The 26,369-nt window shown below is 69.6% G+C and carries 24 protein-coding genes and 6 pseudogenes; 18 read left to right on the top strand and 12 right to left on the bottom strand.

The features are described from left to right. Positions 1-861: 861 nt before the first annotated feature. From OG933_RS43855 to OG933_RS43870, 4 genes and pseudogenes are all read right to left on the bottom strand, one after another. Positions 862-1,254 carry a hypothetical protein gene (locus tag OG933_RS43855; protein ID WP_355904467.1) on the bottom strand — a complete coding sequence of 131 codons (393 nt, stop codon included), beginning with the start codon at positions 1,252-1,254 and terminating at the stop codon, positions 862-864. 14 nt (positions 1,255-1,268) lie between these two features. After that, on the bottom strand, positions 1,269-2,072 hold the full coding sequence (locus OG933_RS43860; protein WP_405633119.1) for an FHA domain-containing protein: 804 nt from the start codon (positions 2,070-2,072) through the stop codon (positions 1,269-1,271). Between the two features lie 252 nt (positions 2,073-2,324). Then, a pseudogene (locus OG933_RS43865) lies at positions 2,325-2,489 on the bottom strand (SDR family oxidoreductase); the annotation flags it as partial. A 56-nt stretch (positions 2,490-2,545) separates the two neighbouring features. Further along, the gene (locus tag OG933_RS43870; protein ID WP_405633122.1) at positions 2,546-3,313 is read right to left on the bottom strand and encodes a hypothetical protein; all 768 of its coding nucleotides are present in this window, start codon (positions 3,311-3,313) and stop codon (positions 2,546-2,548) included. A 203-nt stretch (positions 3,314-3,516) separates the two neighbouring features. Here OG933_RS43870 and OG933_RS43875 point away from each other — a divergent pair, with 203 nt between their 5' ends. The 6 genes from OG933_RS43875 (at position 3,517) to OG933_RS43900 (ending at position 6,215) form a co-directional block, all read left to right on the top strand. Continuing rightward, positions 3,517-3,966: an Asp23/Gls24 family envelope stress response protein gene (locus OG933_RS43875; RefSeq protein ID WP_362534848.1), complete on the top strand. Its 450-nt coding sequence runs from the start codon at positions 3,517-3,519 to the stop codon at positions 3,964-3,966. Between the two features lie 44 nt (positions 3,967-4,010). Beyond that, on the top strand, positions 4,011-4,238 hold the full coding sequence (locus tag OG933_RS43880; protein WP_362534851.1) for a hypothetical protein: 228 nt from the start codon (positions 4,011-4,013) through the stop codon (positions 4,236-4,238). Further along, complete coding sequence (locus tag OG933_RS43885) at positions 4,235-4,681, top strand: Asp23/Gls24 family envelope stress response protein (RefSeq protein ID WP_405633124.1); 447 nt, start codon at positions 4,235-4,237, stop codon at positions 4,679-4,681. The genes OG933_RS43880 and OG933_RS43885 overlap by 4 nt, the downstream gene beginning before the upstream one ends. Next, positions 4,678-5,367 carry a DUF6286 domain-containing protein gene (locus OG933_RS43890; RefSeq protein WP_405633126.1) on the top strand — a complete coding sequence of 230 codons (690 nt, stop codon included), beginning with the start codon at positions 4,678-4,680 and terminating at the stop codon, positions 5,365-5,367. The genes OG933_RS43885 and OG933_RS43890 overlap by 4 nt, the downstream gene beginning before the upstream one ends. Positions 5,368-5,377: 10 nt before the next feature. Next, the gene (gene amaP / locus OG933_RS43895; protein ID WP_405633127.1) at positions 5,378-5,971 is read left to right on the top strand and encodes an alkaline shock response membrane anchor protein AmaP; all 594 of its coding nucleotides are present in this window, start codon (positions 5,378-5,380) and stop codon (positions 5,969-5,971) included. Positions 5,972-6,044: 73 nt separating this feature from the next. Next, positions 6,045-6,215: a hypothetical protein gene (locus OG933_RS43900; RefSeq protein WP_405633130.1), complete on the top strand. Its 171-nt coding sequence runs from the start codon at positions 6,045-6,047 to the stop codon at positions 6,213-6,215. A gap of 98 nt (positions 6,216-6,313) precedes the next feature. Here the strand turns inward: OG933_RS43900 and OG933_RS43905 are convergent, their stop codons facing one another. From OG933_RS43905 to OG933_RS43920, 4 genes are all read right to left on the bottom strand, one after another. Then, the gene (locus OG933_RS43905; protein ID WP_362534865.1) at positions 6,314-7,030 is read right to left on the bottom strand and encodes a GAF and ANTAR domain-containing protein; all 717 of its coding nucleotides are present in this window, start codon (positions 7,028-7,030) and stop codon (positions 6,314-6,316) included. A 79-nt stretch (positions 7,031-7,109) separates the two neighbouring features. Further along, positions 7,110-7,883 (bottom strand): ANTAR domain-containing protein, encoded by a 774-nt coding sequence (locus OG933_RS43910; RefSeq protein WP_405633132.1) that lies wholly within the window; start codon positions 7,881-7,883, stop codon positions 7,110-7,112. Then, positions 7,873-8,172: a hypothetical protein gene (locus OG933_RS43915; protein ID WP_405633134.1), complete on the bottom strand. Its 300-nt coding sequence runs from the start codon at positions 8,170-8,172 to the stop codon at positions 7,873-7,875. The genes OG933_RS43910 and OG933_RS43915 overlap by 11 nt, the downstream gene beginning before the upstream one ends. A gap of 65 nt (positions 8,173-8,237) precedes the next feature. Next, positions 8,238-8,681, bottom strand: a complete 444-nt coding sequence (locus OG933_RS43920) for an STAS domain-containing protein (RefSeq protein ID WP_405633135.1) — start codon at positions 8,679-8,681, stop codon at positions 8,238-8,240. Positions 8,682-10,001: 1,320 nt separating this feature from the next. Here OG933_RS43920 and OG933_RS43925 point away from each other — a divergent pair. Next, complete coding sequence (locus OG933_RS43925) at positions 10,002-10,340, top strand: hypothetical protein (protein ID WP_405633137.1); 339 nt, start codon at positions 10,002-10,004, stop codon at positions 10,338-10,340. Between the two features lie 216 nt (positions 10,341-10,556). Here OG933_RS43925 and OG933_RS43930 read toward each other — a convergent pair whose 3' ends face one another. The 3 genes and pseudogenes from OG933_RS43930 to OG933_RS43940 all read right to left on the bottom strand — a co-directional run bounded on the left by OG933_RS43930 (position 10,557) and on the right by OG933_RS43940 (position 12,152). Beyond that, a complete protein-coding gene (locus OG933_RS43930; protein WP_405633139.1) occupies positions 10,557-10,769 on the bottom strand; it encodes a hypothetical protein in 213 nt (70 codons plus the stop codon). A 126-nt stretch (positions 10,770-10,895) separates the two neighbouring features. Beyond that, positions 10,896-11,064: pseudogene (locus OG933_RS43935) on the bottom strand (transposase family protein); the annotation flags it as partial. An 890-nt stretch (positions 11,065-11,954) separates the two neighbouring features. After that, positions 11,955-12,152, bottom strand: a complete 198-nt coding sequence (locus OG933_RS43940) for a hypothetical protein (RefSeq protein ID WP_405633142.1) — start codon at positions 12,150-12,152, stop codon at positions 11,955-11,957. Positions 12,153-12,233: 81 nt separating this feature from the next. On the opposite strand from OG933_RS43940, the gene OG933_RS43945 reads away from it, so the two are divergent. The 11 genes and pseudogenes from OG933_RS43945 (at position 12,234) to OG933_RS43995 (ending at position 25,799) form a co-directional block, all read left to right on the top strand. Continuing rightward, entirely contained in the window at positions 12,234-14,984 is a 2,751-nt protein-coding gene (locus tag OG933_RS43945; RefSeq protein WP_405633145.1) for a hypothetical protein, read from the top strand. Between the two features lie 160 nt (positions 14,985-15,144). Further along, positions 15,145-15,876, top strand: coding sequence for an SMI1/KNR4 family protein (locus OG933_RS43950; protein ID WP_405633147.1), 732 nt, complete (start codon positions 15,145-15,147; stop codon positions 15,874-15,876). Between the two features lie 599 nt (positions 15,877-16,475). Beyond that, a complete protein-coding gene (locus OG933_RS43955) occupies positions 16,476-19,022 on the top strand; it encodes a YncE family protein (protein WP_405633149.1) in 2,547 nt (848 codons plus the stop codon). 4 nt (positions 19,023-19,026) lie between these two features. Continuing rightward, entirely contained in the window at positions 19,027-19,170 is a 144-nt protein-coding gene (locus tag OG933_RS43960; protein ID WP_405633152.1) for a hypothetical protein, read from the top strand. A gap of 268 nt (positions 19,171-19,438) precedes the next feature. After that, on the top strand, positions 19,439-19,708 hold the full coding sequence (locus OG933_RS43965) for a CU044_2847 family protein (protein WP_405633154.1): 270 nt from the start codon (positions 19,439-19,441) through the stop codon (positions 19,706-19,708). Positions 19,709-19,719: 11 nt separating this feature from the next. Then, positions 19,720-21,492 (top strand): annotated as a pseudogene (locus OG933_RS43970) (AAA family ATPase); the annotation flags it as partial. Positions 21,493-21,618: 126 nt separating this feature from the next. Continuing rightward, a pseudogene (locus OG933_RS43975) lies at positions 21,619-23,157 on the top strand (ATP-binding protein); the annotation flags it as partial. 34 nt (positions 23,158-23,191) lie between these two features. Beyond that, complete coding sequence (locus OG933_RS43980; protein ID WP_405633157.1) at positions 23,192-23,368, top strand: hypothetical protein; 177 nt, start codon at positions 23,192-23,194, stop codon at positions 23,366-23,368. Between the two features lie 185 nt (positions 23,369-23,553). After that, a pseudogene (locus OG933_RS43985) lies at positions 23,554-23,872 on the top strand (ATP-binding protein); the annotation flags it as partial. A gap of 7 nt (positions 23,873-23,879) precedes the next feature. Further along, a pseudogene (locus tag OG933_RS43990) lies at positions 23,880-24,197 on the top strand (ATP-binding protein); the annotation flags it as partial. Between the two features lie 165 nt (positions 24,198-24,362). Further along, positions 24,363-25,799: a protein kinase domain-containing protein gene (locus tag OG933_RS43995; protein ID WP_405633159.1), complete on the top strand. Its 1,437-nt coding sequence runs from the start codon at positions 24,363-24,365 to the stop codon at positions 25,797-25,799. Here OG933_RS43995 and OG933_RS44000 read toward each other — a convergent pair. Continuing rightward, positions 25,748-26,326 (bottom strand): hypothetical protein, encoded by a 579-nt coding sequence (locus OG933_RS44000; protein ID WP_405633161.1) that lies wholly within the window; start codon positions 26,324-26,326, stop codon positions 25,748-25,750. The genes OG933_RS43995 and OG933_RS44000 overlap by 52 nt on opposite strands. Positions 26,327-26,369: the final 43 nt, after the last annotated feature.

The following is a 26,369-nucleotide window of genomic DNA, read 5'->3' on the forward strand; positions in this document are numbered from 1 at the left end:
CGCACGTATGCCAAGTCAGACAAATCCCATATGTCGCCGTTACGGCATCTACTATCGAGGCCGCTTAGTACTTGGGGTCGATGTGGCGGATGTCACGGAATGGTGACTTCCACTTCCGGTCATCCCTCGGACGTCGCGTTGCCCATCGGGTCTTTTCGGCGCAGGATCGCGGGGGACCTGCTGAGCACGGTCCGCGACCGTTCACGACGGTGTCGTGTGCCGGAGAGGGCCGCGGGCGACCCGAGGCGACGGTGGGCAGAGTGGAAACCACGTGCTCGCGATGGGCGCGCGAGGACACGCGGGTGCGCCCAGGATCAGGCAGTCCATGCCGCGGTCGATCATCGCCTCGATGCCCCCGGCTTCGTCTGCACAACTTCAGGCCCACGACCGCCCCCCCCAGATGGGTAACCGGTTCCACCAAGGCCATTGCGCGCACGTCGCCGTCGCCCTGATCCCCGCCTTGCGGAGATGGCCCCGCGACCAGACGATCCAGGCCGTCGGTGTCATACCTGTGGACGCCGATCGGGACACTCTCCTCGGGACGATCGGCCGTCGGATCCTGACCGGCTTGGACGACCGGCACGCCACCCCTGCCGCCCGGCGCCGACACCGCATCCTGGCCCTGCTCCAGGAAGACCCCACGCGTCTTTGACAACCCCGCGACATAGCCGCCCACTTCGGCGACATCACTCTGGAGACATGTACAGGCAACTCAATCGGTGGGCCACCAGCGGCCTCATCCACAAACTCGGCCCCGGCCTCTACGCCGCAACACCATGGTCTCCAACCCCACTTGCGTGACCCACGAAAACGCCAACTACCCGGCCTTGGGTGAGGGCCCTCTCCGTCAGCCTCCTCCCATCAGCCTGCGATCGCCCGCAAGATCGGCTGGCCGAGTGCGCCGAGCCAGCCCGCGAGCGCTCCGAGCGGCCCGATCAGCCCGGTGCCGGCCGTGGCCAGCGCACCCGCCGAGGACAGCAGCCGGGTGATCCGGCCGAGCCGGCCCGCCACTGCCTCCCGGTCCGGCTCCGGCCGGGCGACCTCCTCGTCCAGCGAGTCCAGCTCGGCCCGCACCTCGGGCTCGACTGCTGGCGGCAGCGCCGTCCGCTCGATCGACGCCCTCAGTTCCCGGACCAGGCCGCGCACCTCCTGCCCGCCCGCCGTGAAGACGGCCGACTGGCCACCGTGAACGGTCTGGTTCCCGGCGACGTTGTTGACCACGCCGCCCTGCTGGTTGCCGATGTTGAAGGCCATGGCTCCCCATCTCCTCACCGCTGCCAGGACGCCTGCCGCTCGGCATCCTCGAAGCGGCGGCGCCGGGACGTCGTCACGATGTGCAGAACGATCCCGATGACCGTCAGAACCGTCCCGAGAGCCGCCATCGCGAACCCGACCGCCCCTACCGGCACCCCGGCCACCTTCGGTCCGAGCAGCTCCGGGGAGGAGTCGAAGTTCGAACTCCCCGACGAAATATCGTCGTTGGTCCTGGCAATGAATCGAATGATCACCCAGCCGTAGATCCCGCCCCCGACCAGAAAGAGCAGGAAGCCGAGCATGATCAGGTGTCGCGCCCTGGTACGGGTCGCGGCGACCTCCTTGAAAAAGCTCTCGCGCTGCGCCTGCTGAACGTAGTTGTACTGGTTCCCGGCGACGTTGCTCAGCCGGTCGGCCTGCTGCTCCCCGATGTCGAACCGACGCTCGCCGCCGGGCGGCGTACGGCCGGCCTCGCGCGGAACGGTCCGGTCGGCGAGGCGCAGCTCTTCGTAATGCACCTCTAAGGGCCCAAAATCCAGCACGTCGCCCGAGTGCAGCACCTGCTGCCCGAGCACCGGGTGACCGTTCAGCATGGTGCCGTTGGTGGAGGCCAGATCCTCGACGGTGGTCCGGCCCGAGGCCCGCCACACCACCGCGTGCCGTCGGCTGACGCCCGGATCGCCCACCTGGATCTGGCAGTCGGAGTCCCGCCCGACCAGCATCGGCTGGTCGTCGAGGACGAAGACCCGGCCGCGCAGCCGATCAGGGCGGTCGACCACGAGTTGCGGTAGGTCGCGCTCTCGCAGAGGCGGGTCCATGGCACGACCTCCTGCCTTGGCGAAGCATCCGGCGTCGGGCGAAACGATTCGGTCGCCTGTTCTCGTGATCCTCACCTTCCAGTAAAGGCCGATCGGCCCCGTCCTGCCACAGCATCCCGGACGGCCGGAACTCGGCAGTGCGTTCGGCCGCCGTTCCCTCGGTCCGCAGCCCTCCGATCCCGACGGGCTGGTCTCTTCTCCGCGACTCCGGCCCGTGCCCGTCCGGCCGCCCGCCTCTCCGTGCGCGACGAGCGCGTCCAGCTGAGCCTCATCCGTGACGTCCGCGGTGATCGCGGCCGCCTTGTACCCGGCCGCGGCCAGACGCTCCGCCTCCTCGGCGATCAGCCTCTCGCGCCGGGCGGAGAGCACGACGCTCGCGCCGGCCTCGGCGAACCGCCGCGCCGTGGCCAGGCCGATACCGGACGCCGCGAGCCCTGCCCTGCGGGCGGCCGGCGCTACTTTGCGGACACGCCCTAGGCCGCGGTCCCTGTGATGAGGACGGCCGCGGTGACCGGGCCCGGGGCGTCGAGGGTGGCCGCGTCGGCCACGGCGGCCCGGACGGCCCGCGCGACTCCCAGTGGGTGGTGTCCTGGGGCGACCGCGAGGTGGACCTCGATGTGCCGGCCTGGTGGATCGTCATGGTCCTCCACCTTGACCGGGCGGCTTCCCCGCACGGCGGTGAGGCCGGCGACGCCCGGAACAGCCGTCGCGATGTCCGCCAGCTCACCGGCGCGCCCTCGCATGGAGCCTGGTCCGGTGACCGGGGGCGAGCTTCGCGCGGCGGCTTCCGGCGCGGGCTGCATGGCCGTCGTCGAGGTTCGCGGCCTGACTTGGTCCGTCTCCGAGACCTCATGGAGATCCGTGATGTGCAGGTCGGCTGTCACGGTGGCCAGGCCGAGCCGTTCAGCGGCCGCGCTGAGCAGCACGCCCCTCAACCGGGTGGCGGTTTCGGGCAGTGACCGGCCGAGGGATGCGGTGAAGGCGGCTTCGATCCTGAGCGGGCCGGGCGGAAGGGCACCGGCCGGGGGACGGACGGCCGGCTCGGAGACGGGCTCGAGGGGTGCCGACCCGACGCGCAGGGACTCCAGCCGAACACCGGGAATCCCGGCGGCCGCACGCCCCAGGGCCCGGACGGCCGCTTGCTCGGTGATCCATGTCCCGTCGTCCGGCCAGCCGAGCGGGAGCAGCCGACCGAGGTCGAGCTGGTGCCCCGCTGCCTGCGTCCACGCCTCGGTTTCCACCCGCCTCTCACCCTCTTGCTCCCATGGCCGCAGCTCTCGTTCTGTCGCACTGCGCCCGGCGTGTCCGCGGGGCTCCGGACAGGGACGCCCGGCCACTCGTCGGACCACTCGGTTGAACTGTCTATAACGACTCAAAGCATACTAAAACGACTACAATATCAACGGTGAGTGCCGTGTGAGTGTCTTGAGGGAGGAATGTCCCGATGACTGAGAACACCGGCGTGAAGAACACCGGCGTCAAGCCCGGCGGCGCGCCCGGTTCCCGCGGCCGGACGACCGTCGCCGATGTGGTGGTGGAGAAGATCGTCGGAATGGCGGCACGGGACGTGCTCGGCGTCTATGCCCTGGGCGGTGGGCTCGCCCGCTCGATGGGAGCCATGCGGGAGCGGGTGCCAGGCGCCGGCAGTGGCAAATCCGCCACGCGCGGGGTCAGTGTTGAGGTCGGAGAGCTGCAGGCGGCCATCGACCTGGAGATCGTCGTCGACTACGGCGTCTCGATCACGGACGTGGCCGCCGCGGTGCGGGAGAACGTGATCTCCGCGGTGGAGCGGATGGCGGGTCGGGAAGTGGTGGAAGTCAACATCACGGTCAGCGACGTGAAGCTGCCGACCGACGAGGAGGACGAAGGGGAGGAGCGGCAGCGGATCCAGTAGCCGGGGCGCGCGCGGAGCAGCCCGCTTGAGTGAAGGAGCGCGTGATGAGCAGGGCCTTGGTGGGCTTGATGGCCGGAATGGCGCTGGGTTTCGCGGCGTATTTCGGCAGCTTCTGGGCTTTCCTGCTGGTGCTGGGGTTGGGTGTCGTCGGTCTCGTGATCGGACGGTTCACGGAAGGCGATCTCGAACCGGGCGACTTCGTCCGCCGCCGGGACCGCCAGGAGCGGATCCGCGACGACCGGCGACGGACTCGGGGAGACTGGCGGCAGTGACCGGTGAAGCAGATCGGCGTCCGGCCGTTCCCCGCGAGGAGCGCGGTGCGATCACCGTCGCCGACCGGGTCGTTGCGAAGATTGCCGCCCATGTGGCGCGCGAGGCGCTGAGCGGGTTCACCGAGTCGGCCCGCCGCGTACCGCCGGGCCGCCGGACGCCACGTGTGAACACGTCCGTGCGGCGGGCACCGGGGCGGAACACCGCAGGGCGAGACGCCGAGTCCGCCGCGCTACGGCGGGCGGCACTCGGCGAGGCGCGGCTGCGCATCGCCCTCGAGCTCGGCTATCCGTCCGACATCGGGGCGCAGTGCGCCGCGGTGCGCCGGGAGGTCACCGAACGGCTCAGGACTTGGGCCGGCATGGACGTGTCCGACCTCGTGGTGTCGGTCGAGAGGCTGCACTCGGTGCACGGACGGCACACGGACCGGGCGAGGGTGAGATGAGCGCGCACACCTGGCGGCAGTCGACCGGTGCCGGCGACAGCGACCTTCCCGCCGATCCCGGACATGCGGCTCCGTCCGCCGATGACACCCCGGGCACAGGCGCGACGGCCGCGATCGACGCGTCAGGCCGGCCGGCGCGTCGCTTCTGGTCGGCGCGGCGGATCCCCGCGGCCCTCGTGGCCCTGCTGTCCGCCGCGGCCGTCGGATTGCTCCTGTACGACGTGGTCTCGGTGCGGGCAGGCCGGTCCGCGATGAGCTGGCGGCGGCAGCTCGCCGAGGAACTGGCCACACGGACGCTGGACGACGTCTGGGTGATCGTCGGGGCCGCGGTGGCGATGGCCCTCGGCCTGTGGCTCTTCCTGCTGGCGGTGACGCCGGGTCTGCGCAGGCTGCTGCCCATGCGGCAGCCCACCGTCATCCCCGGTACGGAGGATGTCCGAGCCGGGCTCGACCGCCGCGCGGCCGCCCTGGTGCTGCGTGACTGGGCGATGCGGGTGCCCGGTGTCCGGTCGGCCCGGATCGCTGTCGGCCGCCGGAAGGTCAAAGTCCTGGCACAGGCCCATTTCCGCGGGCTCGAGGAGGTCCGCGAGGATCTGGCCGCCACGCTGGGGGAGGCCGTGGCGTCCTTGGGTCTCGCCCGACAACCCACACTGACCGTGCGCGTCCGGCGCCCGAAGAAGGGCTGAGGTGATCCTGATGCGCAAAACAGTGAACCGGGTGCTGCTGGGACTTCTCGGCCTCGGACTGTTCGCCCTGGGCGGCGGCGTGCTGTTGGGAGGGCTGGATCTCCAGCGCCGCTGGGGATTCGTCATGCCGGGCTGGTGGCCCTTCCTCGGGCCGGACGATGTGCTGTTGGGCGCCGAGGGACGCACCCGGTGGCGGGACGAGGGCTGGTGGTGGCCGACCGTGATCGCGGTGCTCGCCCTGCTGCTGGTCCTGCTGTTGTGGTGGCTCCTCGCGCAGCGCGGACATCGCCTGGACCGGGTCCTCGTCCACAGCGAGGACGGCGCGGCGGTCCGACTCGACGGCCGCACGCTGGAGGACGCCATCGAGGAAGAGGCGCGCGCCCTGGGCGGGGTCACGCGGGCTCAGGTCCGGCTGTCGGGCCGACGCACCGCCCCCACCGCACGCGTCAGGCTGATGCTGGAGCCGTACGCGGATCCGGCGCGAACTCTGGGACAGCTCAGCCGCGACACACTCGCACACGCACGAGACTCCGCAGGCCTGGACCGCCTCCCGTCGAAGGTCCGACTACGGGAAGCCCGCCACCGCGCCCGACGGACCGCCTGAGATCCCCCGGGCCGAAACCCCAAACGGGGGCAGCGGCCGCCACCGCACCTTCCTTCCCAGGAGGCCTGCCGTCATGGTCCTCTTCCTGACCCTGCTCGTCGCCGGAATCGCTCTGGTCGCCATCGGCGTGACTGTCGACGGCTTGCTCCATCTGGCTTCCGCCGGCGTCATACTCCTCGTCGTCGATCTGCTCTACCTGGTGGCCCGCTCGCTCTGGCGCTCCACCCGGCGCCCGGCACGCTGAACGGACCGGCCCCACGAGCGGTCCCCGTCATGGCCACGGGCACCGCCGACTGATCGAGGACGGCGCGGAGCGGCAGCGGGCTCGCGTCGGCCTGCCGGTCAGGACCCCAGACCGGCGAGGGGTTCGGAGTCGTCGATGAAGGCGCGGGCCACATCGGCCAGGCGCCGGTTGTGGGCGCGGGCGTAGCCGCGCAGCGCGCTGAATGCCCGCTCCATGTCGATGCCCTGGCGTTCGGCGAGTTTCCCCTTGGCCTGTTCGATCAGCACGCGGCTGTTCAACGCCGTGTGCAGCTGCTCGTTGAGCACGGTGCTGCGGTGGGCGGTGCGCTGTTGCAACAGGCTGATGGTGGCGACGTCGGCCAGCGCCTGCGCGACGAGTGTGGCGGTCGGTTCGAAGGGGCCGGGCGCGGCGCGGAACAGGTTCAGGGCGCCCACGGTCTCGTCCCGCAGGCGCATGGGCAGCGCCTGGACGGCCCCGAACCCGCTGCGGTGGGCTGCCGTGACGAAGCGTGGCCAGCGAGCGACCTCCTGGGTCAGGTCGTGGATGATCACCGGTGCGCCGGTGTGGAAGCACTGGAGACAGGGGCCTTCGTCGTTCTGGAGCTGGAAGAGTTCCAGCAGCCGCACCCGTTCGTCGGAGGCGGCCATGACGCGGAGTTTGCCGTCCTGGTCGGCGAGCAGCACCCCGGCGGCGCTCGCGTCGAGCATGCCGACGCAGCGGTCGGTCAGCAGGCGCAGGAAGTCGATGAGGTCGAAGTCGGCGACCAGATTGTCGGCCAGCTCGACGAAGGTTTTGGCCAGAAGTTGTTGATCCATCGTGGGCACCCTCGATTGAGACCAGTCCCTGCCCGAAGGGGCGGGAAGTACGGCACGTTCCTCGGCCGGCAGCGATACGTCAGGTTGCCTCCTCGGCCTGCTCCGGCTCGGCGTCCGGTGGGAAGCGAAGTCGGCGGGCCACCACGTCGGCGGCCACGTCGGCGAGCCGGCGTCCCCGCGCATAGGCGTGGGCGCGGAGCAGGACGAAGGCCTCATCGATGCCGACTCCGAGCTGGACCGTGAGCATCCCGCTGGCCTGGTCGATCTCCGCCCGGTACGCGCCCAGGTCCTCGAAGCCGGGGTCCGGCACCGGTCCGTCGGTCGGTGCGCCCGTCGGTGCGCCCGTCGCGTCGATCCTTGCGTCGAGCAGGAGGAGGGTCGCCAGATCGGCGAACGCCAGCGCGTCGGCCAGTTCCTCCGTGTCGAGCACGGTCGGAGTGTCGGCGTACAGGTCGAGGACTCCCGGGCTGATCGCGCCCATCTGGAGGGGGAGCGAGAAGACCGCGCGGGCTCCGGCCTCCAGGGCTGCATCGGCGAACACGGCCCAGTGATCCTGTAGTTCGACGGTGAGCAGATCGGGTGTCAGGACGGCCGAGCCGCGTGCGAAGGCTTCCACGCAAGGCCCCTCACCCAGTGTGAGCTGGAGCTCTTCCAGTCGCGCGCTGATGTGGTCGGTGCTGCACAGTGGGTGGCTCGCCGTGGTCCGGGACATCGCCGACAGCCCGGCCCCTCCGACCGGGAGTGCGGCCACGGCCGCGGTGCACACGTCCACCACACCGATCCGGGTACCCCGTCGGGCGGCCTGCTCGGCCACCAGCACCCGGATGCGGGCCGACCTGCTGTCAGAGCCCACTCGGGCCACCGCCTTCGGGCCGCGTGACACGGCCCTTCGGTTCCGCCCCGTAGGTGGCGTCGAGTGATGCCTGACGCTCGGTCAACAGCCGCTCCTGCGCGGGAGCGGCGGGGAAGCGGCCCTGCGGGTGCGGCCGGACCAGGATGTCGGCGAGCGCGAAGCCCCGGCCGGGCACGGTGAGTCGTCCGATGCCGGACGCCGATGGTCCGTCGAGGCCGGGCCGCAAGGAGCCGAGCGAGCCGAGCCGCCAGGAGCCGTCGACGCGTACCGGAGACCGACGTGATCGCACCGGATCCATGGCGGACGGCCCGCCGCCTTCAGGCTTCCGGGACCCCTGCTGCCGAGGGCCGACCGTCATCGCACATCGCCCGAGAGAACAGACGCCGTCGGGATCGACCCGCGCGGCGGGGACGGGGCGGGCAGGGCCGGAGCGTAGCCGGGACGAGAGGGCAGCGGGCCGGACGAAGGGCCGAGCAGGAGGAAGCCGCAGCCGGTGAGGTCGAGCAGCCGGGCCAGCACCGGCGGCGGATGGTGCAGCCGCACGACCCCGCCGGCCGCGGCGGTCCGTTGCGCGGCGCGGAGGAAGGCGTTGAGGCCGCTGCAGTCGCAGAAGCGGACGGAGGTGAGGTCGACGTCGATGGTGTGGACCCCCTCGCGCAGGCACTGCTCCAGGCAAGCGCACAGCAACGGCGCGGAGTCGAAATCGATCTCACCGGACAGGGCGATCAGCGCCTGATTCCCGCGGTCATGGCGGCGCACGGTGAGCTGGGGGAACTGAGGGAGCTGGGGAAGGAGCATGACGCCTCGGTTCGGAAGACCATCCGGCAGCGGGCGCGGTGGCACCGGATTCCCGGCCTCCGGGCCGCGCTGCCGACAGGGGCGTACGTTCGGCGGAGGCAGAGCAACGGCCGGTCCGACAGCCTGCACAGCAGGACATGGGCCCACCCGGTTCCCTCCAGGGATGCGCGGGGTGACGGACGAAGAGTCCGCGGCCCGCAGCCATCTGCGTTCAGCAACAGCATGCCGCCGGGGTCTGGGACGTCTGCACCGCAGCATAGTCCTCGTGCCGGGTGACGGACGGTCCGAAGTCGGCCTGTCCCGGGATGCGGACGGTGCGGAAGCGCGGCAAAGAACGTGCCCGCCGGCCGGGCAGTCGGCTCCCGCCTGCCAGGGGGATCTGGCCGGTGCCAGAGACGTGCGCCGCACTGGTCCTCGTGCAACCAGGATCTGCGATCGGGCGTCTCAGGAGTCGCCGCCGACCCGTTGGGAGGCCATATTGCCCCGCTCACGTCCGCGTACGGCTCGCTTACGCGTCCGCCAAGTCCCGGCCCGCCCGCCCATTCACCCCACTTCGCTGTCTCTTCGGCGCGCGTCACCCAGCCCGCCGGATTCTGCGGTTCGTCGGATGTGGCAGTGGAGCACCGAGTCGTACAGGCGAGTGGAATGGGAGAAGCACACCGCCGTCATAGCGGCCGTGGTCGCTGCCGTGGGGCTGGCACTCACGGCATGGGGCACCGTCAAGTCGGCCCAGGTCGCCGATGATCAGCTCACCCAGTCCCAGGAGCAGCGGGAGGACAGCGTGCGTAGCCAGGCCTCACGGATCACCATGTGGGCGCAGGGGGGAACCCTGTTCATAGCCAATCGATCACCTGATCCCGCCAACGCCCTTCTGGTATCGCCTTGGGGAGGACGGGACCAGTTGATCGGCACACTGCCACCCTGCACGCGGATGGAGATTTCGCGCGGCACCCGCGAACATCTCATGCCCCCAACGGGAGACGTTGCAGCTCTCCAGTTTTCGGATGCCGACGGTCGAGGCTGGTCCCGGACCTCGCATGGACGGTTGTCCGCCCTCAAAACGCCAACGCCATGGCTCGGGGGCTTCGACCTCTACGCGGGAGAACCCCGCGAGACGCTCACAGGCCAAGGGGTACGCCTCGAGGAAATGGACGACTGCGGGACTGGCAACTGACCCTCTCGTCGCGGCCTCAACGGGCTGCCCCGCGCCCCTGACGCGCGACGCCACCGGAGCGCGGCTTCGTCCTGCGCAGCGGGAGATCGGGCGCACCTTGCCGCACGAGGTCGGGCCGGCCGCTTCACCCGGGACGTAGACGCACGATGACGCCCGAGCCCGAACCTGCCGAGAACGGCCTCGTCACGACCTCAACGGGCAGCCCCGCGCCCCTGACGCGGGCGACGCCGGCCGGGCGCGGCTTCATCGGCTTCGTGCCGTTCGCCGACCTCCCGCACAGCGCCGTCCCGGCCGGGGAGGGCATCTACGTCGTGCTGCGCCCCGCCGCCTCGCCCCCGGCCTTCCTCGCACGCAGCCCCTCCGGCCACCGCAAGGGCCACGACCCCTCCATGACGACCGCCACCCTGAACACCGCCTGGGTGCCCGGCGCCACAGTGGTCTACGTCGGCAAGGCCGCTGGCCGCCAAGGGCTGAGAAACGGCTGAACGCCTACCGCCGCCAGGGCCAGGGTCGCAACGCCGGCCACAGCGGCGGCGAGTACATCTGGCAGCTTGCCGACTCCGACACGCTCCTCGTCGCCTGGCGCACCGCGACCGATCCGCCCGCCGGCCAGGCCGAGGCGGAGTTGATCGCGGAATTCACCGCGCTTCACGGAGCGCTCCCCTTCGCCAACCGCAACCGGGGCTCCTCGATCCGGTACCTCAGGTCCCGCTTGGGTCGTTCGCGGTGATACCGATGCTTTGTCGCATGACGCGGCGCATGTCGCTGAGCTGGTCCCAGATCCCCTCGATCTGAGGGCGGGCCTCCTCCAGGGATTCGTCCTCCCGATGCGGCGGGATCTTGCCGTCGAGGCGCTTGAGGACCCCATACATCCGGTTGAGCCTGCGGCGGACGTCATCGGCGGTGGCAAGCACGTCATCCGGGACCCGCATCTGCGCTTCGGAGTACCGCGCCCGGTGCTCGCGCCGCGCGTCGTCCAGACGTGACCTCAGGTCGTCCGTGACGTGCCCGAATCGGAGCCCGTGCCAGAAGTTCGGCGACGGCGATCTGCGCGAGGGTGTCGTGCTTGCGCAGGTACACCAAGGCGACCAGCGCGCGCTGGTGCGGAGGGAGCTTGCAGCGGCGGTCACCCTCACGGGTGACGATGAGCATGGTGACCCACTCAACCAGCGCGTACGGCAGGTCGAGGGCGGCAGGATGGGGAACCAACGAGGCTCCTGTGCCGCTGGGTTGAGACTTCGAACACCTCCCCCAACGGCACAGGAGCCTCGTGCGTTGCGGGTCCCTCCGCCGTGAGGCAAACGGCTTGTCACACGCCCTGACGCGGCGGCACTTCCGCCACCGACTGCGGAGGGTGTGTGACAGGCTCGACAGCTCATTGGATCAGGTCGGTGTGCGGATGCTCGGGAGAGGTCGGGCAGACGTAGATCTGCATGTTGTCGGTGCTGCCGACTTCGACCTTGGTCGGCTGCGAGGGGTTCTGGCCACAGCAATGACCGGCGGTGTTGGCGGCGTAGGCGGCGGCCTGCCTCCAGGGCGCGTACCGAACTCGACACCGCCCAACCCGGAGGCGAAACGTAGTGAACTGCCACGCGTTCCCACGTCGCACGTGCCTGGTCGCTGCGGCCCATCTCCGCAAGCGTCTTTGCCAGCGCCGCCACCACCTGGGGCTGGTCCTTCTCGTTGACGGTATTCCATGCGGCGTCGGCTCCGGCCTCGTCGTGGCGGGCCGAGTTGAGGGCGGCCCAGGAGCCAGCATCGAGGTGCCCGGTCGTCCAGGGCGGCCTGCCGCCAGCCGCGATCACGGGTGGTGTGGCAGACCTGGCCCAGGGAGGCGCCGGTGAGCGCGGCGATATAGGCGCCCGCTAACGTGGTTCTGCCCAGCCACTGTGTGGCCGGAATCGTCAGCTGGTCAGCGTCGATGCAATTCATGAATGCCCGAAGAGCAGCTCGTGGACGTGGCGATGTTGGCGGCAGCCCTCGCACGCAGCCGGTTGCGTTCGGCCCAGCGGCCAGGATGTCCTCGCTGAACTCCTCGACCGTGTGGATCGCCCACAGGAGCAGCGGGCCATGGTCTGCTGTTGGCGCCCCGCAGCAGGTCAGGTGAGGAAGGCGGCGAGGGCGCCGCTCACGGCAGCGGCGAGCGTGAGGACCGCGGCGAAGGCGGTGGCGGCGCGGGTCAGGGCGGCGGGGTAGGTGGCGCCGTCCAGGCGGGCGATCTTGCCCGCGCCGGCGGCAGCAAGTAGCGCGACGACGAGCACGAGTGCGGCGGTGAGAAGAACGACGGCGACCTTCACGCAAGCTCCCAGTACACGATGGGGTGTTGTCGGGGTCGAAGGTCGCGGAAGTGGTGTGCGCCGGGGTTCGCTCGGACGAAGATGAACACAAGCGAACACTTCACGGCCGGGGGCGAGGACGTGCACGACGAGCAGAATGGCGACAGCCCGGCGCTCACCGAGCTGCGCGGGCGGCTGGCCGAAGGGCTGGCCCGTATCCGGCTGAACAAGACGGATCTGGCCGGCCGTGCCGGCCTGGGGCGCACGACCGTGTCAGAGGCATTCCAGAGCGACGGGCCGGTGCCGTCGGAGCAGACCGTTGCGGCGCTGGCCCGCGCGCTGAAGCTGCCTGCTGGGAAGTTGCTGCAACTGCGGCGAGACGCGGTCGAGGGCGCACAGCGTCCAAGTCCGGGCCGTCCGATCGGAGATTGGGAACCTCACGATCTTGAGGTCCACCCGGCCAGCAGTACAGCTGCTGGCGCCGATGGAAATGGGGGACGGGCGCTGTCAGGGTACGTGCGGCGCCGGCATGACCTGGTGTTGGTCGAAGCAGTCCGGGATGTCGAAGCCGGCCGCAGCCGGATCGTGGTGCTGGTGGGCGGCTCTTCGACAGGGAAGACGCGGGCGTGCTGGGAGGCCGTGCAACCTCTCGGCGAAAAGTGGCGGCTGTGGCATCCCTTCGATCCGACCCGCGCTGAGGCTGCCCTCGATGACCTGCACCGTCTCCAGCCTCACACCGTGGTGTGGTTGAACGAGGCCCAGCACTACCTCGGCGACCGGGCAACCGGCGAGCGCATCGCTGCGGCCGTGCACAGCCTGCTCACCGCCCCAGAACGGAGTCCCGTGCTGGTGCTGGGCACACTCTGGCCTGAGTTCGCCGCCCGGTACACCGCCTTGGCCCCTTCGAGTGAGGACGACCCCCACAGCCGGGCCCGGGAACTGCTCGCTGGGAACACCCTGACCGTCCCGGATGCGTTCGACGCGCACGCTCTCGCCAGGGCGGACACTCTTGCGCGAAGCGGTGACCGGCTGCTGGCCGACGCTCTCAGCCGTGCCAGTACCGACGGGCGGGTGACTCAGGACCTGGCCGGAGCGCCCGAACTCCTCAACCGCTACCTGCATGCGAGCCCGCCGGCCAAAGCAGTATTGGAAGCGGCGATGGACGCGCGCCGCCTCGGCGTCGGCTTGTACCTTCCCCAGGCATTCCTCACCGAAGCCGCTGGGGACTACCTCACTGACACCGACTACGACCAGCTCACCGAGGATTGGGCTGGGCGGGCCTTCGCCGAACTCGCCGAACCAGTCCATGGCAAGCAAGCGCCCCTCCGCCGAACCACTCCCCGACCCAGACGGCGCCCGTCCACCCCCTCACCTATCGACGCCCCGGCCGCGCACGCTGCGGGGTCGCTATTCCGGCTCGCCGACTACCTCGAGCAACATGGCGGCACCACTCGCAGAAGCCTGTGCCCGCCTGCTTCCTTCTGGCACGCCGCTCACACTCATCTCACCCACCCCGACGACTTGGACAACCTCGTCCGAGCGGCCCTCGAGCGGCATCGCCTGCAATGGGCTCACCATCTCCGCCACCGCGCCGCCGATCACGGCAGCCCCGCAGCTCTGCACCACCTGGCCGGAGGCCGGGAAGTGGCCGGGGACAGAGAAGGCGCTGAGAGCCTCTACCGGCAGGCAGCCGGTTGCGGCGACAGCGACGCCCTGGTCCGTCTGGCCCTGATGCGGAAAGAGGCCGGGGACGAGGCCAGCGCCGTGGCCCTGGCCCGGCAAGCCGCCCACCACGGCAACACCCTAGGCCTGCGCCTCTTCGCCGTAATGCGACAGGAGGCCGGAGATGCGGCCGGCGCCGAGGCTCTGGCCCGAGAAGCAGCCGACCACGGCAACAGCTACGCCCTGCACCAACTGGCCGAGATGCGGGAGGAGTCCGGGCACAGGGAAAGCGCCGAGGCCCTGGCCAGACAGGCCGCCGACTCCGGCAACAGCTACGTCCTGCACCGCCTGGCCGTGATGCGGGAGGAAGCCGGCGACCCAGAGAGCGCCGAGGCCCTGGCCCGACAGGCCGCCGACCAAGACGACCCCCACGCCCTGCACTTCCTGGGCGAGATGAGGCAGCGGGCAGGAGATCTCCAAGGCGCTGAGGACCTCTACCGCCAGGCCGCCATCCTCGGTCACACCCACGCCCTAGTCATCGTGGCCGAGATGAGACAGCGGGCCGCAGACCCCCAAGGCGCTGAGGACCTCTACCGCCTGGCAGCCGACCAAGGCAACGGCGATGCGCTGTCCCGCCTTGCCATGAGGCGGCAAGAGGTCGGGGACGAAACCGGTGCCGAGAATCTAGCCTGGCAGGCCGTCGAGCACGGCAATCCCCATGCCCTTCGCCGCCTCGCCGTCATGCGGGAAGAGGCGGGGGACCGGGAAGGGGCCGAGGCCTTGGCCCGACAGGCCGCTGGTCACGGCAACCCCCACGTACTGCGCGGCTTGGCCGCGATGCGGGAGCGGGCTGGGGACCGAGAGGCCGCTGAGGACTTCTACCGTCTGGCCGCCGACCAAGGCAACACGGTCTCTCTGACCCAGCTGGCCGTGATGCGAGAGGAGGCCGGGCACCCGCAAGACGCCGAGGCCCTGGCCCGCAGGGCCGCCGATTATGGCAACAGTGACGCCTTGTACCGGCTGGTCGTGATGCGGGAGAAAGCCGGGGACCGGGAGGGTGCCGAGGCCTTGGCCCGACAGGCCGCCGACTATGGCACAGCCAGCAAACAGGGCTCGGCACTCGTAAGGCTGTGGCCCGACGGCCTGGACCCAGACGGCACCCCCTCCAGCTGGTTGCCCGAAAATGACTGAACCGCTCGGTGCCTGATGAGGCAAGGCGCCTCTCGTCAGGCCGAGTTTGAGCAACAGATGTTGATCAAGAAGCGCGAGACTGTTGCCGAGTTCCCAGAAGGCGTGGTCGGCGTGTCGGGGTGCGAAGAGGGCTGACGAGCGGGACGGATATCGTCCTGGCATGACACATGCGTTCGATCTTGCTGCGTCTCTCGCCAGGGGCGTCGATGGCCGCAGTGGTGCGTGGAACTTCATCCAGGGCTTTGCTGCCCACTGGGTCCGCGGCCTGGAGGACGGCGACGGGTGGGCGGAGGCCGATCTGCTCGCGGCGGAGCAGAGGCTGGGTGTCCGGCTGCCGACGGCGCTGCGCGAGGCTTATCTGCTGTTCGGTCGCCGCCAAGATCTGACCAGTAACCACGACGTGCTGCTGGACCCGGCTGAGCTGTACGTGGACGACGCCAGGGAAGCCCTGGTCTTCCGGCACGAGAACCAGGGAGCCGCGTCGTGGGGAATACTCCTGAACAGCCTCCAGGACGACGATCCTGCGGTGTTCATACGGCCTGACCTGGCCGACAAGAGCGCCGAGCGGTGGGAGCCCTGGCTGGAGCATTTGTCCCTCTGCTTCGTCGAGATCGTTCTGTCCGAGTCTGTGCAGGCGCAGGCGGATGAAGAGCCGTGTGACTTCCTCGACGCGGATGACGACAGCGTCGAACTCCTGGAGGAGAACGCCGTCCGGCTGCCGTTCCCCGCCTATCCCATCGGCGAGGAGCACGGCTCCCGGTGGTTCCTGGGCCAGGACGTCCTTCTGCGCGAAGACGCTGGTGTGGCCATCCTGGCCCGCGGCCGGACGGCAGCAGACCTCGACCGCGTTCGTGACCTGATCCCGGGCGACTGGCTCAACGACTATCGCTGACCAAGTACCGGGCTCCTGCCGACCGGGCAGCCAGAATGGCCCGTGCCAGTGTCTGGGAAGGTGCTGAACCGGTTTCGGCGCGAGCAACAGCATCCAGGAGCGCTTCTGATGACGGTCCGCCTGAAGTGCCTGGTGTCCCGCAGCGGCAGCTGGGACCTGATCTCGCCCGGTGTCCGGCGAGGCATGTGGACTTCCTGAATGTGCCGGTGTTGGCAGGTACGAGAACGCTAGCCCTGGTGACACGGGGTGTTCAAGAGCGAGGGCGTCTGGGGCAGCGGTCGACGATGGCCCGCAGAGCCGGGGGAAACGTCTTGGTCCAGCCGGTGCCGGAGTCGCCGATGGGACAGCGGTTTGAACCAGCGCCGGGGTGAAGGTGGGCTCGCGGTCGTCGAAGCAGTCGCGCCTGGCCCGACGGCCGTTCGTGAGCCCGGCCGGGGGCGGCACCGGCGGGTCGGCGCTCGGCGGAAGTCACCGCGGCACTGGCGCCCCGGCGGACGTCGCCGCGGACTGCCCGCCCGAAGTGGGCCCCTGCTACCGGGCGTGTCGGGTCGGCGGGTTATGGTCCCGCTGCTCGTTCAATTTTTTCTCACAGGAGCCTCATGCGCCTCAGACAGGTCTCCCTGGTCGCGACCCTCTCGCTCGCGGCCGGCCTGACCACCGCCACCGTCGGACTGGCCGGCTCCGCGGTGTACGCCGACGACACGACCGCGCTGCCGCTCTCCGGTTACGCGCACCTGGTGGTCGACCCCGCCCACCAGCACGTCTTCGTCAGCCAGGGCGCCGGATCGACCGGGATCGTGGTGACCGATCTGTCCGGCACCCCGATCACCACCGTTGCGGGGGAGCAGGGCGCCACCGGTCTGGCGCTGTCGCCCGACGGCGGCACGCTGTACGTGGCGCTGGCGGACGGCGGCGCGATCGCCGCGATCGACACCGCGACGCTCACCGAGACCGCCCGGTGGTCCACCGGCGCGGGCAGCTCCCCGGTCTCCGTCGCGGTGGCGGGCGGCCGCGTCTGGTACGGCTACACGGCCGACGGCAAGGGCGGGATCGGCTCGGTCGACCCGTCCGCGCCCGCGCCGGCAGCGATCCCGCAACCTGCCCTGTCGCAGTGGACGACCGCACCGCTGCTCGCCACGGGCGGCGATGTGCTCGCGGCCGAGGAACCGCAGGGCAACCTCAGTCACGTGGCGACCTTCGGCGTCGCGTCGGGCACGGCGTCGGTCAAGGCGGACACCCTGGTCCACGGCGGCACGGCAACCGGGCTCGCCGTCACCGGCGACGGCACGCGGGTGCTGCTGGCCGCCCCGCAGCAGCTCGCCCTGCGGGCGTACCGCAGTACGGACCTTGCGGCCGCAGACCCCGCCGGGTACTTCACCGGCGGCTCCGGTTCCGCGCCTGGCTCGGTGGTCGTCGACACCGACGGCACGGTCGCCGTCGCCGGCACCTCCGGCGTCTACCTCTACGCCGGCACGAACACCCTCGCCGAGAACCACCTCACCTTGCCGTCCGGCACGGTCGCTCCGGACGGCCTGGAGTGGGGCGCCGACGGCACGACCCTCTACGCCGTCACCAAGAACTCCTCGGGTGCCTACAGCCTGAACGTGCTGGGCGCCCCGAAGCTGACGGACAGCGAACTCGCCCTGCGGCACCCGCAGTACGCGGTGCCGACCGAGCGGTACACGGTCAGTGGGTCGCTGAGCACCCGCGGCCTCCTGCCGGCCGGCGCCGCGCTGAAGGTCACCCGCGACGGCACCGCCCTGCCCGACACCACACTCGGCGCGGACGGCACGTTCACGTTCACCGACCTCCGGCAGGACGAGGGCACATACACCTACCAGGTGGCATACGCCGGTGACGCCACCCACCGCCCCGCGGCGGCCTCACTGGTCGTGAACGTGGCGAAGCTGCCCACCGATGTCGTGGGCACCGACATCACCTCGGCGAACCCCGGCTCGGTCGTCCTCACCGGCCGCCTCATGGCCCAGCTGGGCCTGGGCACCTTCCCGCAGGGCACCACCGTCCAGGTGGCCCGGCGCGACGAGAGCACCCAGCAGACCGTGCCGCTGGGATCCGTACCCGTGGACCCGGCCACCCTCCGGTTCACCGTCACCGACGCTCCGGGCGTCGCCGGCTCGTTCATGTACGTCTTCACGTACGCCGGGGACGCCACCCACCAGCCGTCCGAGAGCGGCATGAGCCTCGTGGTCGCCCCGTACGCCCCGGCGCTGACGCTGAGCGCCCCGGCGAGCGCCGTCCGAGGGGCGGCCCTGTCCTTCGGCGGCAAGCTCGGTGACGGCCCGTACGCCGCCGGCCGGACGGTCACCGTCTCCCGCAAGGACGCCGCCCACAGCACCCCGGAGACCTGGACCACGCCGGTGGCCGCCGACGGCACCATCACGGTGAAGAACACCCCCGACATCGGCGGCGCCAACACCTACACGGTCACCTACCCGGGTGACGCCTCCCACAAGGCGGCCACCGCGGTCGCCACCGTCCAGGTGTCCCGCGCGGCGACCGCCCTGACCGTCACCAGCAGCGCGCCCTCGTACGCGTACGGCGCGACGGCCACCGTCACCGCGCACCTGGGCACCACATACAACGGCCGCATGGTGTCGATCTTCGCCACGCCCCACGGCGGGGCGAAGACCCTGGTCACGACGGGCACCGTGGACGCCTACGGCAACCTGAAGACCACTTACAAGGTCACCCGCAACACCACCTTCACCGCGTCCTTCGCGGGCGACTACCGCTACGCCCCCGCGACGGCCACCCGCGCAGTCAACGGCTACGTGAAGATCGCGACGGCGCTCGGCGGCTACTACACGAGCACCACGTACAGCGGGATCACCTACCGCGTCTTCCACAAGACGGTGAAGCCCACGGTGACCGCGACCGTCACGCCCAACAAAGCCGGCCAGTGCGAGCGCTTCGAGGTCCAGCGGTACTACAGCGCCGCCTGGCACACGCTCACCACGTCGGGCTGCTACGCCCTGTCGTCGACGAGCAGCGCGAAGGCACCGCTCAGCCTCACCAACGCGCTCAACCAGAAGTTCCGCGTCCGCTCCAAGTACGAGCGCTCCACGAAGGACCTCGGCAACGTGAGCACGTGGGGCGGCTGGCTCTACTTCGTGGTGCGCACCTGAACCCGTGACCTGGCCGGAGGCGGCCCGGACGACGCTGGGCCGTGCCCGCCGTGTGCAGCCTGGCGTACGCCGCACCGGCCCCCTGCTGGACCAGGGCACGGGCCCGGTCCAGGCGCCGGTGGTGACGGTGCCGGCCCGCTGGTGGTAGCAGCGCTGCTCACTCACATGGGCAGCTACCGGGCCCGCATCGTCGGCGGCTACCCTCGGTCGGCTGGTCCGCTGCACCCGGTGCCGGGACATGGTCACCGCACGACGCACTTCTTCCCCGTAACCCTGCGAAGGGAAGACGTGATGTCCGAGGATGAACGCGGCGGCTTCGGTCCAGAGGCCGATGCCTGTGGTGCTTCTTAGGGGAGGGATCGCGCGTGGGGCGGTTATTCGAGATGCCGCTGGATGACAGTGGCACAGAAAGAGCCGTGTTCGAGATCGATGACGACCTCATGGGCACAGACCTTGAACTGGCAGCCGGTGATGGTGCGATTGCTCGTGCACGGGTGTCCGTGCACGATGCCCTGAATCAGGTGAGACCGACGCTGTCGCGGGTAGCTGAGGCAGTCCGGGAGCTGAAGCCGGACGAGGCGGAAATCGCGTTCGGCCTGAAGATGGGCGGCGAGACCGGCGTGATCATTTCCAAGGGGACCGCTGAAGTGAACTTCACCGTTCGGCTGGTCTGGAACCGCCCCTGACTCACATGGGCATGCAGCGTGAGGGCTTCCTCGTCAAGGTGCGCCTGGGGACCAGCGATGCTCCCGTCGGCGTGGGGTTCGTTGTGGGCAGCAAGGAAATCGTGACGTGCGCACATGTGGTCAACGCGGCTTTAGGGCGAGAAAAGGGCACTTGTGAGCGTCCCCCGGCTGAAACGCGTATTCAGGTCGAGTTCCCGCTGCTGGGTGACGCCGAAGGCGCACCGCTGCGCAACTGTCGCATTGCCGCTTGGGATCCCCCTCCCGGCGCTGGCCGTCCAGGCCGTGACACAGCCGGACTGGTCCTGGTCGGCGGAGATGCATTGCCGGCGAGCGCCGGAGCAGCACGGCTGGTCGATGCGCGAGCCGGCGCAGCCAACGATGCTCAGGTGGCGGTGTTCGGCTATCCGGGCAAGCCGTCCCGCAGAGTCAACGGCGCCTGGAGTACATGTGTACTGCGTGGAGCCGTCGGCGGCGGCCTGATCCAGCTGGACTCTGGCAGTGAGTCGGCTCTGCGAACGCAGCCCGGGTACAGCGGAGCGCCAGTGATCACCACCGACCGGTGGGGAGACGCAGTCATAGGCATGCTCGCCGTGGCGAGCCGGGACGGCGCGGCGGAGGACGCCTACGCGGTGCCGCTGTCAGAAGTGGCTGCGGCCTGGCCCGAGGTGCTCGGCCACAGCGTCCTTCCGCCGTGCCCGTACCGCGGTCTTCAGACGTTCACGGCTGCGGACGCGCAGGCCGGGGTCTTCGTGGGCCGGGAACGCGAGGTCGAGCGGCTGCGGAACATGGTCAGGGCGCAACCCCTCATTGTGGTCACGGGCCCGTCAGGGGTGGGCAAGTCGTCGCTCGTGGCGGCCGGCTTACAGCCAGCGCTGGCGGCGGACGGATGGGCCGTTGCATCGTTCCGCCCGGGCGCGGCACCGTACGTAGCCGTAGCCCGGGCCTTGTTAGATCTTGAGAGACCGGCCGGGGACTACTCTCTTGAACAGCTGGACACCCGGGCCCGTTCACTGCGAGAGGAGGGCTTCTGGCCGGTCGCCAGCCGAATAGCTTTGCTCACCGGCCGACGTCTGGCGTTGATCTGCGACCAGTTCGAAGAGGTAGTCAGCAGTGACCGCAACGCCGAGAAGCCACTGGAGTTCCTTCAGCACATGCTGCCACCCCCGGACACCCTGCGGAACGCAGATGTCCGCCTGGTATGTACCCTGCGAGCGGACTTCCTTCCCGATCTGCTCGAACTACCCGACGTAGGACTGCGCCTCCAGGACCGGCAGCTGAATGTCTCGCCACTGGATGAAGCAGCATTGACCCGGGTGATTGTCGAGCCAGCGGAACTCTCGGGCGTCACTTTCACCCCGGGACTGGCGAAAACGATCGCCCGCGAAGCGGGTAAAGCAGCGGGGAGCCTCCCGCTCCTGGAATTCGCCCTGACAGAACTCTGGCCGACACAGCAGCAGCGGCGCATCAGCTTCGACAGCTATCACGGTCTGGGCGGAGTCTCTGGAGCCCTGAACCGGCACGCGGAAAAGGCGTACTACATCCTCGCGCAGCAGGTGGACGAGCGCCGGATCCGTCGTGTCCTGCTTTCGATGGTGCGAGCCCGTGGGGGTGCGGGCAGTGCCGTCAGGGTCGCCGCCCAGCGATCTCACCTCGCCACTGACTGGTATATAGCCCAACTCCTCGCACAACCTGAGCAGAGACTGGTCACTCTCGGCTCCAACGGACCGGACACCGCGGAAATCGCACATGAGGCGTTGATTCGAGAGTGGGACCGCTTGGCGGCCTGGGTCGATGAAGACGCCGAATTTCAGCAATGGCTCGCTGTCATGGAGGAGCGTGCCTCCGATGGAGACCTACTGTCCGCTACTCGGGTGGTCGAGGCACAAGGGTGGCTGGAGGAGCGCAGCGCCGACATTCCCCAGCAAGTGGCCAGTCTGATTGAGGACAGCAGGTCAGCAGTCCTGGAGCAACAGCGGACCAAACTGTTGCTGAGTGAATCACAAGAGCTGGCCAAGCAGCTGCAGGTCTCGAACGCCGAGCTGGAGGAGAAGGCAGAGCTCTTGGCTACCTTGAACCAAGATATCGAGGTGAAGAATAGCGAGATCGAGCAAGCCCGACAGGCCCTGGAGGAGCGTGCCGAACAACTCGCTGTCTCCATGCGCTACACGTCCGAGTTCGTGGCGAACATTTCGCATGAGCTGCGCACACCACTGAATTCGCTGCTGATTCTCGCGAAGCTGCTCTCCGCTAACGCGGAGGGCAACCTTTCGGAACGGCAGATACAGTTCGCCGAGACCATCCACGGCGCGGGCTCGGAGCTGCTGCAGCTGATCAACGACATCCTGGACCTGTCCATGGTCGAGGCGGGCAAGATGGACGTGCTTCCCACCCCCATCGCCCTGGTTCAGCTGGTGGACTATGTTGAGGCGACTTTCCGGCCGCTAACAGACGAGAAGGGCCTGGACTTCTCGGTCAAGGTCTCCCCAGATCTGCCCGCGATGCTGCACACCGACGAGCAGCGGCTACTGCAAGTGCTGCGCAATCTGCTGTCCAACGCAGTCAAGTTCACAGACAGCGGGTCGGTGAAGCTGCTCATCCGCCCGGCCAGATCAGATATGCCGTCCGCGATCCGCGAGCACCTGCTGGAGATGGGTTCACTGAGCGACGCGGACGCCGAACTGATCGCGTTCTGCGTGAAAGACACCGGAATCGGTATCGCAGCCGGCCAGATGAAGGTGATCTTCCAGGCGTTCCGGCAGGGCGACACCACGTTCAGCAGAAAGTACGGCGGTACGGGACTAGGGCTGTCCATCGCCCGCGATATCGCGCACCTGCTTGGCGGCGAAATCCACCCGGACAGCGAACCAGACCGCGGCTCCACCTTCACCCTCTACCTCCCCCTGGCACCCGACGGGGCTCCGCCAGGCCCGGGTGAGTCAGCCGATGCCAGTCCTCAATTCCTCATACCGAGATCCGCAGCCGCCACCCGAACGCTCACCACGCGCGAGAACGGCGGACCCCCTACCGTCCAAGACGCACAGTTACCGCCCACACTGCTCGCTTGCCGGTTCAAAGGTGAGAGGGTGCTCCTCATCGATGACGACATCCGCACCGTGTTCGCCCTGGCGAGCGTGCTGGAGCAGCACGGGCTTGACGTGATGTATGCGGAGAACGGGCGTGAGGGCATCGAAGTATTGGAGCAACGTGATGATGTGACGGCCATTCTGGTCGACATCACCATGCCGGAGATGGACGGCTACGCAACCACGGTAGCGATCCGACGGATGCCGCAGTTCGCCGGGCTTCCGATCATCGCACTCACCGCGAAGGCCATGGAGGGAGACCGGGAGAAGGCCATCGAATCCGGTGTTTCCGACTACATCACCAAGCCAATCGACACTGATCAGTTACTCCGCGTTATGGAACGGTGGATCCCAGCCGGTCGATGACACTGGATGTCAGGGCGGCCGTTCGGGGGTGCGGATGGTGCGGATGGTGCGGATGGTGCGGATGGTGCGGATGGTGCGGATGGTGCGGATGGTGCGGATGGTGCGCCAGGCTGGCGGCGACCAGCGCGGCGGGCAGTTCATCCACCGGCCCGAAGATGCCGCCGTCGTACATGACGAGACAGGCCATCTGCAGAACTCCCGTATGCCGTGAATGCGTACCTGCCGCTACGGGAAGCCGCCCGCGCCGTCCTCCTCGACGCCGACCCTCGCGTCCTGCTGCTGCGCTACGCGGAGCAAGGGGGGTTACCGGGCCACACCCGGCGGCTCCCTCGAGGAAATCGAAACCCATGCCGCCGAGGCGTTGGTGACCAGCTCGCTGACCACCGGAGAAGCGCCGTGACCGTCAAACGCCACCGCGGACTGACCGAGCAGGCCGCCGACGCGGCCATCGAGGCATCCTGCAAGGCACTGCGACTGCCCACGATCAGGGGCCAGTTCGCCGACATCGCCGAGGAAGCGGCCAAGGGCCGGATGACCTATCGGGGGTTCGTCGCGGAGCTGCTGCTGGCCGAGTGCGACGACCGGGCCCGCCGGCGTTCCGAGCGCCGGATCAAGGCCGCCTCTTTCCCCCGGGAAAAGTCTCTGCGGCAATTCGATTTCGACGCCAACCCGAACCATCGACCCGGCCGTGATCCACACCCTCGCATCCTGCGAATGTCGCTCCCGCGCGCACGAGGGACCTGACCCAGCTGGTGGTCGGCGAGCTGGTCACCAACGCCTGCAAGTACGCCCCAGGCCCGGTCCTGGTGGAACTGCGGATCAGCGCCTACGCCATGGACGTCGTCGTGTGGGACAGCGACCCCACCGTCCCCGCGGCCCGGGCCGCGGACCCCGGCCGGATCGGCCAGCACGGCCTGGAGATCGTCAAAGCTGTCGCCGAGGACCTCGTCGTCGAGCAGCAGCCGGTCGGCAAACGCATCACCGCCCGCATCCCCTGCTCGGCCCGTCGGCAGCGAGTCCGGGGCCGGCCCTCCGTCTGACGGGCGGAGGCAGGGTGGCCGGGGTGATCCGCCCCGGCCGGCCTGAGGCGGTGCCGCAGGGGAGGTGCCACGGGTAGTCCGGTGCCGTGCGGGTACCCGCGGTCGGAAGCCCGCCGCCGGCGGGCGCACGCCGGAAGCGTCCGTCAGAAAAGTGGGAGAAAAACATTGGGGTTCCGCGAGTCGGGTTTCGCACTGGCTTCTCGGTGCTCCGCCCGGATACTGGCCGGCCGGTACCGCCTGGACGCGCTCATCGGTTCGGGTGGTGCCGCGGACGTCCACCGTGGCTTTGACTTGAGACTGCGTCGGCCGGTGGCCGTCAAACTCTTCCGGCCCGACACCGGTTTCGACACAGAGGAAGCCTTCCTGAGCGAGGCCATGATCCTGGCCCGGTTGCAGCATCCCGGACTGGTGACCGCCTATGACGCGGGACGGCACGACGGTGACGCCTATCTGGTCATGCAACTGATCGAAGGCCACACCCTCAAGGCGCGCATCGCCGAGGGTCCCCTGTCTCCCGGAGCCACCGCCACGGTCGGTGCCGGCCTCGCCGATGCCCTGGCCCACGCGCACGAGGCGGGAATCGTCCACCGTGACGTCAAGCCGTCCAATGTCATCCTGGACGCATCCGGTCATGCCCATCTCACCGACTTCGGTATATCCCGGCTGCTCGATGCCACCACATGCACCGCCACCGGCACCCTCATCGGCACGGCGGCCTATCTCTCGCCCGAACAGGTCCTGGGCCGGCCCGTCGGACGGCCGGCCGACGTCTACGCCCTGGGGCTGGTACTTCTCGAATGCCTCACCGGCAGGCTCGAATACGACGGCGGTCCCCTGGAAGCGGCGATAGCGCGGCTTCACCGCGCGCCCCGCCTCCCGGACTTCCTCCCCGCGGAACTCGCCGCCCTGCTGAGGGACATGACCGCTCTGGACGAGCAGACACGCCCCACGGCACCCGACTGCGCCCGGACACTGACCGCCCTGTCCGCCCTGTCCACCGGCACGGACCGCACAGACCTAGCGCCCCGTCTGCCCGCAGCCTGCGTCACGAGCATCGCCGCGGACCGGCAGCCTGCCGAGGGCACCACTGGTACCCGCAAGAAGCCGCTGCTCGCCCCGGAGCGGCCCCTCGCCCAAGCGGCCCCCCGAGCCGCTTCGGCACCCGTTCGCACCCGGAGCCGCTTCCTGATGGCCGGGGCAACTGCCGCACTCGCCGCCGCAATGGCCGCCACCCTCGCCGTCGCCGACGGTTCCTCGCAGCACGGCGCCGACAGCAAGGCTGCCCGCCCTGCCGACGGTCCGGCCGCGACCTCCCCTTCCCCCGGCACCCCAGAAGACGGCAACGGCACCTCCGTCACACCGGCGCCACAGCCGTCCGCCGGCCACACCAGCTCCACCCCCGCACACAGCGCCCGCCCGGTACCGGCAAACCTCACCCCGGCGCCAGGCACCGCCACCCCCCGGCAGGACACGACCGACGCCGCAGCGCGCCCCGCGACCAAGACCGCGAGCGCACCGCCCGGTCAAGCAAAGAAAGAGGCGACCACGGGTCAGGGCAACGCACAGAGCGCGGAAAAGGCGACGAAGCACAAGGAGAAGTAGCTGCGCCGTCCACTGAGTGAAAAGGACGACACCATGGCAGCAGACCGGCGTTCGGCGGCACTGTCGTGGCGGCGGTGCCGCTCGCGTTCATGCCCCTTGCCCAGGGGGCGGCACAGGCCGTCGTGGTCGAGGACCGGCTCGACCGGGCAGCCCGTCAGCACCAGGTCCCAGCGGTCGGTGCTGACGTTGTCGCGATCGTCCGCCACCGTCACCGTGCCGAGCACCTTGTGCGGCAGCTCCTGGCCGGCCTGCTTCGCCGTGAAGTTCTCCGAGAGTTCCTTGAGGGTGAAGTCGCGCTGCAGGTAGATCTTCGGGCTGCTCTCGCCCGGCTCGAGGACGATGACGCCGGCGGGGCTGGGCCGCCAGTCCTCGTCGGCCACGACCAGGTCGCCGTCGAACCGGGCCTCCACTCTGCGGTCGCTGAGGTTCTCCAGGACCAGAACCTGCTGGAGCACGAGCCGGTTGGCGCCGTCCTGATCCGCCGGGAAGTGCCAGCGATGCCCCTGCGGCCATGTATTGCACGGCATTCCCGTGTGGTTCCACGCCTAAGGCTCCCACGGTGGGGGACTC

The sequence above is a fragment of the Streptomyces sp. NBC_00016 genome (genome assembly GCF_045040885.1).
Taxonomy (GTDB): domain Bacteria; phylum Actinomycetota; class Actinomycetes; order Streptomycetales; family Streptomycetaceae; genus Streptomyces; species Streptomyces coriariae.

Bases quoted from the DNA above. Each gene is read 5' to 3' on its own strand.
- OG933_RS43925 (WP_405633137.1), top strand. From the start codon at position 10,002: ATGACGCCCGAGCCCGAACCTGCCGAGAACGGCCTCGTCACGACCTCA.
- OG933_RS43875 (WP_362534848.1), top strand. From the start codon at position 3,517: ATGACTGAGAACACCGGCGTGAAGAACACCGGCGTCAAGCCCGGCGGC.
- OG933_RS43890 (WP_405633126.1), top strand. From the start codon at position 4,678: ATGAGCGCGCACACCTGGCGGCAGTCGACCGGTGCCGGCGACAGCGAC.
- OG933_RS43950 (WP_405633147.1), top strand. From the start codon at position 15,145: ATGACACATGCGTTCGATCTTGCTGCGTCTCTCGCCAGGGGCGTCGAT.
- OG933_RS43945 (WP_405633145.1), top strand. From the start codon at position 12,234: ATGAACACAAGCGAACACTTCACGGCCGGGGGCGAGGACGTGCACGAC.
- OG933_RS43855 (WP_355904467.1), bottom strand. From the start codon at position 1,254: ATGGCCTTCAACATCGGCAACCAGCAGGGCGGCGTGGTCAACAACGTC.
- OG933_RS43980 (WP_405633157.1), top strand. From the start codon at position 23,192: ATGGTGCGGATGGTGCGGATGGTGCGGATGGTGCGGATGGTGCGGATG.
- OG933_RS43860 (WP_405633119.1), bottom strand. From the start codon at position 2,072: ATGGACCCGCCTCTGCGAGAGCGCGACCTACCGCAACTCGTGGTCGAC.
- OG933_RS43880 (WP_362534851.1), top strand. From the start codon at position 4,011: ATGAGCAGGGCCTTGGTGGGCTTGATGGCCGGAATGGCGCTGGGTTTC.
- OG933_RS43905 (WP_362534865.1), bottom strand. From the start codon at position 7,030: ATGGATCAACAACTTCTGGCCAAAACCTTCGTCGAGCTGGCCGACAAT.
- OG933_RS43955 (WP_405633149.1), top strand. From the start codon at position 16,476: ATGCGCCTCAGACAGGTCTCCCTGGTCGCGACCCTCTCGCTCGCGGCC.
- amaP (WP_405633127.1), top strand. From the start codon at position 5,378: ATGCGCAAAACAGTGAACCGGGTGCTGCTGGGACTTCTCGGCCTCGGA.
- OG933_RS43920 (WP_405633135.1), bottom strand. From the start codon at position 8,681: ATGCTCCTTCCCCAGCTCCCTCAGTTCCCCCAGCTCACCGTGCGCCGC.
- OG933_RS44000 (WP_405633161.1), bottom strand. From the start codon at position 26,326: ATGCCGTGCAATACATGGCCGCAGGGGCATCGCTGGCACTTCCCGGCG.
- OG933_RS43900 (WP_405633130.1), top strand. From the start codon at position 6,045: ATGGTCCTCTTCCTGACCCTGCTCGTCGCCGGAATCGCTCTGGTCGCC.